Origin of the sequence: Vibrio sp. 10N.222.52.B12, assembly GCF_002875385.1 — a bacterium.
Taxonomy (GTDB): Bacteria; Pseudomonadota; Gammaproteobacteria; order Enterobacterales; family Vibrionaceae; genus Vibrio; species Vibrio jasicida.
On record NZ_MDAW01000117.1, the window covers coordinates 219,472 to 226,229 of the forward strand.

Here is a 6,758-nt window from a genome sequence, read left to right on the forward strand (position 1 = left end):
CAGCTAACGCCGCTAGAAAGCCAAATACGACGTAAAAATTAGCCTAAGCGTTTCACCGACATGACATCCTTAATCTGCTCAACACGTTTCGAAACTCGTGAGAACACTTCAAGGTTGGTCACTTCAAGGTCAAAGTCCATGATCGACATTTGCGTGCGGTAATCGACGCGGCTCTTCATACTGGTGACTTTGATTTTCTCGTTCGCAAATAGCGTTGTGATGTCTTTAAGTAGACCGCCACGCTCCATTGCTTCAACACGAACCGTCAAGATGTAAGAACCGACAAAGCCGCTGCCCCAAACGGTATCAATGATACGCTCTGGTGCGTGATGGCGAAGCTCCTCTAGTTGCTCACAGTCACTGCGGTGGACCGAAATACCGCGACCTTGGGTGATGTAACCTGCAATCTCATCACCTGGGATCGGCTGACAACAACGCGCTAGATGCGTCATTAAGTTATCAACGCCTTCTACTACGACTGCATCTTTCTTCGGACGACTTTGTGCTGGCGCGCGATTTTCTGCTTCTTGCAGTTTTTCTAGCGCTTGTTGGTCTTCCTCTTCCGCGGTTGGTTTGTTTACCAAGGCGTTGATGTGGTTGATGATTTGGTTGATACGCAAGTCACCACTACCAATACCAACATACAATTCATCGGCACTATTAACGTTAAAGCGTTTCAGCGCGTAGTTATCAGCGTCTTTCAGTGTCGCGCCGATTTTCGCCAGTTCGTGTTCTAGAATTTCACGACCTGCTTCTAGGTTCTTCTCACGACTTTGCTTGCGGAACCATGCGTTGATCTTCGCACGCGCTCGGCTTGACGTCACAAAGCCAAGCGATGGGTTTAACCAGTCTCGTGAAGGGTTTGGTTCTTTCTGGGTGATGATTTCCACCTGATCGCCCATTTGCAGTTTATGGGTGAACGGTACGATACGACCTGCCACTTTAGCACCGATACAGCGATGTCCCACTTCTGAGTGAATGTGGTAAGCGAAATCGAGTGGTGTTGCGCCCATCGGTAAGTCGACGACATCACCACGCGGGGTAAAGGCATACACGCGGTCGTCAAATACCTGACTACGCAGCTCGTCCAACATCTCGCCAGAGTCGGACATCTCTTCTTGCCAATCCAGTAGCTTACGTAGCCACGTGATCTTCTCATCGTAACCGCTGCGGCTGCTTGCACCTTCTTTGTATTTCCAGTGCGCAGCAACACCCAGCTCCGAGTCTTCGTGCATCTCTTTAGTACGAATCTGGATCTCGATGGTCTTGCCTTCAGGGCCAAGAATCACGGTATGGATAGACTGGTAACCGTTTGGTTTCGGGTTCGCTACATAGTCGTCGAACTCGCTTGGCAGGTGTTTGTATTTGGTGTGGACCACACCCAGAGCGGCATAACAATCTTGCAGTTTGTCGGCGATGATACGTACTGCTCGTACGTCAAACAATTCATCAAACGCCAGACTCTTCTTCTGCATTTTGCGCCAAATACTGTAGATGTGCTTTGGACGACCACTGACTTCTGCGTTGATGCCGCATACGGTCATTTCTTGGGTAAGGTCGTCGACAAAGTCTTTGATGTATTGTTCACGGACAATACGACGCTCAGCCAACTGCTTCGCGATTTGCTTGTAGGTTTCTGGTTGTTGGTAGCGGAAGGCGTAATCTTCGATTTCCCATTTCAGCTGACCAATACCAAGGCGGTTTGCCAGAGGCGCATAAATGTTTGCACACTCTTTTGCCGCAGCGCGACGAACTTCGTCCGGCGCTTTTTTTACTTCAATCAGGTTGCAGATACGTTCCGCCAGCTTAATGACGACGCAGCGGAAATCATCCACCATGGCCAACAACATACGACGAACGTTATCCACTTGAGACGAGGCAGCACCACCATCCATTGTTACATTCAGTTGACCAATTGCCGCCATTTCGTCGACGCCATCGATCAGCTTAATGATTTCTTTGCTGTATTTTTCCTCAAGGAGTTCTCTATCAAAAGCACCGCTTGAGACCAAAGGAAACAGTTGCGCCGCGACAAGTGTCGCTTTGTCCATCGACAAGGTGATCAAAATTTCGATCATCTCTCGTCCACGCCACAACAAAAGCTCCGCCTGCTCGTGGTTCGCCAAAATCGACTGGCAATCACGATACACTTCAATTAAGCGTTTCGCTGTGTTCTTCTCTTGCCCTAGGCTAGCCACCCAGGTTTCGAGTTCAAACTGTTCATCTTGGTTTAAATGCGCGCTTCTTACCGCAACCATCTCATCATCCTAATTATTATATTTGTGTGGTTTGACTAACACCATCCAGGTTAGTTCTTATGCCAAGCCTTAAACGTTGGCTTATTGACCACCCACCACGTGTAAGTGATCAACAAAGTCCCAATTATCAGGACTTTTCAAACAGCGCCATCGATTCTAGATGGCTGGTATGAGGGAACATGTCCAGCATACCTAATTTGGTCAATTGGTAGCCTTGCTCCAGCAAGCTCTGACTATCCCTTGCAAGGGTAGCAGGATTACACGAAACATAAACTACACGCTGTGCGCCAAGCGCAGAAACTTGATCGATGATCCCACTCGCGCCTGCACGTGCCGGATCAAGCAGCACTTTGTCGAATTGTTCAGCCGCCCAAACTTGCCCTTCAAAATCCTGCTCAAGGTTAGCGTGATAAAATTGTGCGTTATTGATTTGGTTCAAGGATGCATTATTTGCTGCCTTTTCTACCATTTCTGCCACACCTTCTACGCCAACCACATGTTTTGCACGTTTTGCAATTGGCAAACTGAAGTTACCTAGACCACAGAACAAATCTAACACTCGCTCGTCACTTTGTGGGTCTAACCACGCCACTGCCTGAGCGACCATTTTCTGGTTCACCGCTTGGTTCACTTGAATAAAGTTGTTTGGCGTGAATGGTACGGTGACACCGGCTTCTTGATAGAAAGGCACTTCACCTTCAATCAAATCAAGTTGATCCGTTTCTGGCATCAGGTAGAGCGATGCATGATGACGCTTCGCCAATTCCACCAAAGTGTTAGTTTCTTTTTCAGTCAGTTTGCTTAGGTGGCGCAATGTAATACAAGGACCATTGTCGCCTAAGACCAACTCTACGTGACCCAATTGCTCTGGCTTCTTAAACGCTTTTAGCGTCGAGTAGATTTCTGGCAGTAACACATTCAACTCAGGCGCAAGCACGGGACAGTCCGTCACTTGTGCGATTTGCTTACTTTGTTTCTTACGGAAACCAAAATGCAGCTGGCGAGTTTTTTTATCCACAAATAAGCTCACGCGAGCACGGCGACGGTAGCCATGAGAGTCACCCAACACAGGTGCATCCAACTCGATATCACTACCGGCAAATTTTCGCATCAACTGACGAAGCGTGTGCTGCTTGTGCGTCAGCTGTTGGTCATAATTCAAATGTTGCAGGTCGCAGCCTCCACATTCATGGTAATGCGGACAAAAGGCGTCAACGCGTGTTTCACTCGGTTTAAGGATTTTAATCAACTTACCACGAGCGAATTTGCTCTTTTCTTCCACCAATTGGGTTACCACTTCCTCACCCGGTAGCGCACCATCAATAAACAATGGTTTCTTCTTGAGGTAAGCAATGCCTGCGCCGTGGTGATCCAAACGCTCCACTTGTACCGCTTGGTGACGAGTATTTAATTGCGTTTTCTTTTTAGGTTGAAAGATACGTGCCATGCTCTGTGCCTGATTTGTGTCTAATTGCTCTACGGCTTCACTATTCTTGATTGCAGCCGTTGTGTGATTCGAGTGACTTGATTATGCTTACCGTTTATCCGGTGACGTCACTTCTTTACTCAAGGCTTTATCGCGCGCTTGAGAAATAATGCGTTATTTTCCCATATCCAGACTCCGATGTAATTAGATAACATGACCAGATATGGCTTACGAGCACGTGTAATTACACTAACTCTCGCTCCCACACTCATTATTGGTTTATTACTGAGCGGCTTTTTCTCATTTAACCGCTACCAAGACCTCGAAAAACAAGTCATCACGACAGGTAATAGCATTATCGAACCACTTGCTATTGCCAGCGAAACGCACCTTCTTTCTGAAAGTCGTGAAGCCGTCCGTCGCCTGATCAGCTACGCCCACCGTAAAAACTCGAAATTGGTTCGTAGTATCGCGGTGTTTGATGAAAACCATGAGCTTTTTGTCACCTCTAACTTCCACCCAAATTTTGAAGCGCTGATGTTCCCGAAGGACAAACCGATTCCTCAATTAGGGAACTCAGAAATCTTCGATAACTCGCTTATTCTGCGTGTGCCGATTCTATCAGAAGGCCATTATCTTTCTGAGCTTTCAAATGAGAATCAGGGAACAAAAGCCATTGGCTACATCGCGGTGGAAATGGATCTTTCGTCACTTCGTTTGCAGCAGTACCAAGAGGTCTTCTCAGCATTCTTGGTGTTGATTCTCGGCCTTGGTCTCGCGAGCGTGTTCGCCTCTCGCCTCATGCATGACGTTACCCAGCCGATCACCCACATGAAGAACGTTGTGGACCGAATTCGTCGTGGCCACCTTGACGTGCGTATCGAAGGCAAAATGCACGGTGAGTTGGACCAACTGAAAAACGGCATCAACGCCATGGCGGTCTCGTTGTCGGAATACCACGTTGAGATGCAGCACAGTATAGACCAAGCGACATCGGACTTGCGTGAAACCCTCGAACAGCTAGAAATTCAGAACGTAGAGTTAGACATCGCGAAGAAACGTGCGCAAGAAGCGGCGCGAGTGAAATCTGAATTCTTAGCCAATATGTCACACGAGCTTCGTACGCCACTGAACGGTGTGATTGGCTTTACGCGTCAGATGCTTAAAACTCAGTTGTCGAACAGCCAAACGGATTACTTGCAAACCATTGAGAAGTCGGCAAACAACCTACTCAACATCATCAACGACATCCTCGACTTCTCGAAACTGGAAGCGGGTAAGCTAGCCCTAGAAAACATTCCATTTGAATTCAGAGAAAGCTTGGAAGAAGTTATTAACTTACAAGCGACCAGCGCACATGAGAAAGGATTGGAGATCACCCTAAAAGTGGATCCGAAGATTCCGCCAGGCTTGGTCGGTGACCCACTGCGTATCCAGCAAATCCTTACTAACTTGGTCGGTAACTCGATCAAATTTACCGAGCGCGGCAACATCGACATCAGTGTTGAAATGCGTTCCCAATCCAGTGACTCCATTGAACTGCAATTTATGGTTCGCGATACGGGCATTGGTATTTCGGAGCGCCAACAAGCACAATTGTTCCAAGCCTTTAGCCAAGCAGATGCAAGTATTTCACGCCGATACGGCGGTACTGGTTTAGGTCTGGTTATCACCCAAAAACTGGTTAGCCAAATGGGCGGCGAAATCAGCTTAACCAGCCGTCTCCACCAAGGTTCTACCTTCTGGTTTACGCTGCGCCTACATTCAACAGAAATGCCAATGAGCGATCTAATTGAAGTAGAACTGCTATCTGGTAAGCAGCTGCTGCTGGTTGAACCAAACATGCAAGCAGCATCAGTGACTCAACAAGTCTTGAGTCAAGAAGGCATTCTAGTGACCTACCGCTCATCGCTACCAGAGAACGATGAACACTACGACTACGTATTGTTGAACTTGGGCGCAAACCAAACTTACGACGACCAATCCGTCTCAGCGTGGATTGAACAGGCGAAGCGTATGGCTCCAAGTGTCATCATGGGTACGCCAAGTACGGAGCTAGCATTAGCAGACCAAGTGATGAACGATCATCAGATCCAATGTCTGACCAAGCCATTATCGCGTCGTAAACTGCTACAGAGCCTGATCACTGACCATATCGAAATGCCTCAGGTTGCCCTGCCTCCGGTTGAACCTGTAGAGAGCGAAAGACTGCCATTAACTGTGCTTGCGGTTGATGATAACCCTGCCAACTTGAAGCTGATCTCCGCGCTATTGAGAGAGCGTGTCGAAACAGTAACGGCATGCAGCAACGGTCAACAAGCAGTGAACCTCGCAACAGAGAAGAAATACGATCTGATCTTCATGGACATTCAAATGCCATTGATGGACGGCGTGACCGCTTGTCAGTACATTAAAGAGCTAGAGCTGAACAAAGACACCCCTGTAATTGCAGTGACCGCACACGCAATGGCTGGTGAGCGTGACCGACTGCTGGCAGCGGGAATGGATGATTACCTAACCAAGCCAATTGAGGAACATGTGTTGCAACAGGTTTTGGTTCATTGGAACCCAAATACTTGTACTGACAGTGTCGATAAGATCGCACCATCTTACGTGGAACCTGCAGTGGAAGTTGCACCACCAGCGCCGGAAAAACCGCAGCAAGATATGATCATCGACTGGCAAGCGGCCTTAAAACAAAGCGCAAACAAAGAAGACCTAGCGAAGGACATGCTGCGCATGTTGATCGACTTTATTCCAGAAGTGGAAGAAGTGGTCGATCAAGCCATAGAGCAAGAAGACTTTTCGCGTGATGACCTTATCCATGTGGTGCATAAACTTCACGGCAGTAGCTCTTACTGTGGCGTACCGAGGTTGAAGTCACTGTGTGCAACCTTGGAACAGGCGCTGCGTTCAGGTGCGAGTATTGAAGACATCGAACCGGAAATGTTCGAACTGCAAGATGAGATGATTAAAGTCACCACGACGGCGAAGTTCTATCTTGAGCAGTAGAGAATAATTCGGGAAATCAACACAATAAAAAAGGTTCATCACGGATAAGCGGGAACTAAAAA

The 6,758-nt window shown here is 47.8% G+C and carries 3 protein-coding genes; 1 reads left to right on the plus strand and 2 read right to left on the minus strand.

Annotation, left to right across the window (positions count from 1 at the left end; genetic code table 11):
* Positions 1 to 38: 38 nt before the first annotated feature.
* Together relA and rlmD are read right to left on the minus strand one after the other, a co-directional pair.
* Positions 39 to 2,258, minus strand: a complete 2,220-nt coding sequence (relA, locus tag BCT11_RS13455) for a GTP diphosphokinase (RefSeq protein ID WP_038870285.1) — start codon at positions 2,256 to 2,258, stop codon at positions 39 to 41.
* Positions 2,259 to 2,385: 127 nt separating this feature from the next.
* Positions 2,386 to 3,705 carry a 23S rRNA (uracil(1939)-C(5))-methyltransferase RlmD gene (gene rlmD, locus BCT11_RS13460; protein ID WP_045405493.1) on the minus strand — a complete coding sequence of 440 codons (1,320 nt, stop codon included), beginning with the start codon at positions 3,703 to 3,705 and terminating at the stop codon, positions 2,386 to 2,388.
* Positions 3,706 to 3,897: 192 nt separating this feature from the next.
* Between rlmD and barA the strand changes: the two genes are divergently transcribed.
* Positions 3,898 to 6,696 carry a two-component sensor histidine kinase BarA gene (gene barA, locus BCT11_RS13470; protein WP_054757102.1) on the plus strand — a complete coding sequence of 933 codons (2,799 nt, stop codon included), beginning with the start codon at positions 3,898 to 3,900 and terminating at the stop codon, positions 6,694 to 6,696.
* Positions 6,697 to 6,758: the final 62 nt, after the last annotated feature.

Bases quoted from the DNA above. Each gene is read 5' to 3' on its own strand.
- barA (WP_054757102.1), top strand. From the start codon at position 3,898: ATGACCAGATATGGCTTACGAGCACGTGTAATTACACTAACTCTCGCT.
- relA (WP_038870285.1), bottom strand. From the start codon at position 2,258: ATGGTTGCGGTAAGAAGCGCGCATTTAAACCAAGATGAACAGTTTGAA.
- rlmD (WP_045405493.1), bottom strand. From the start codon at position 3,705: ATGGCACGTATCTTTCAACCTAAAAAGAAAACGCAATTAAATACTCGT.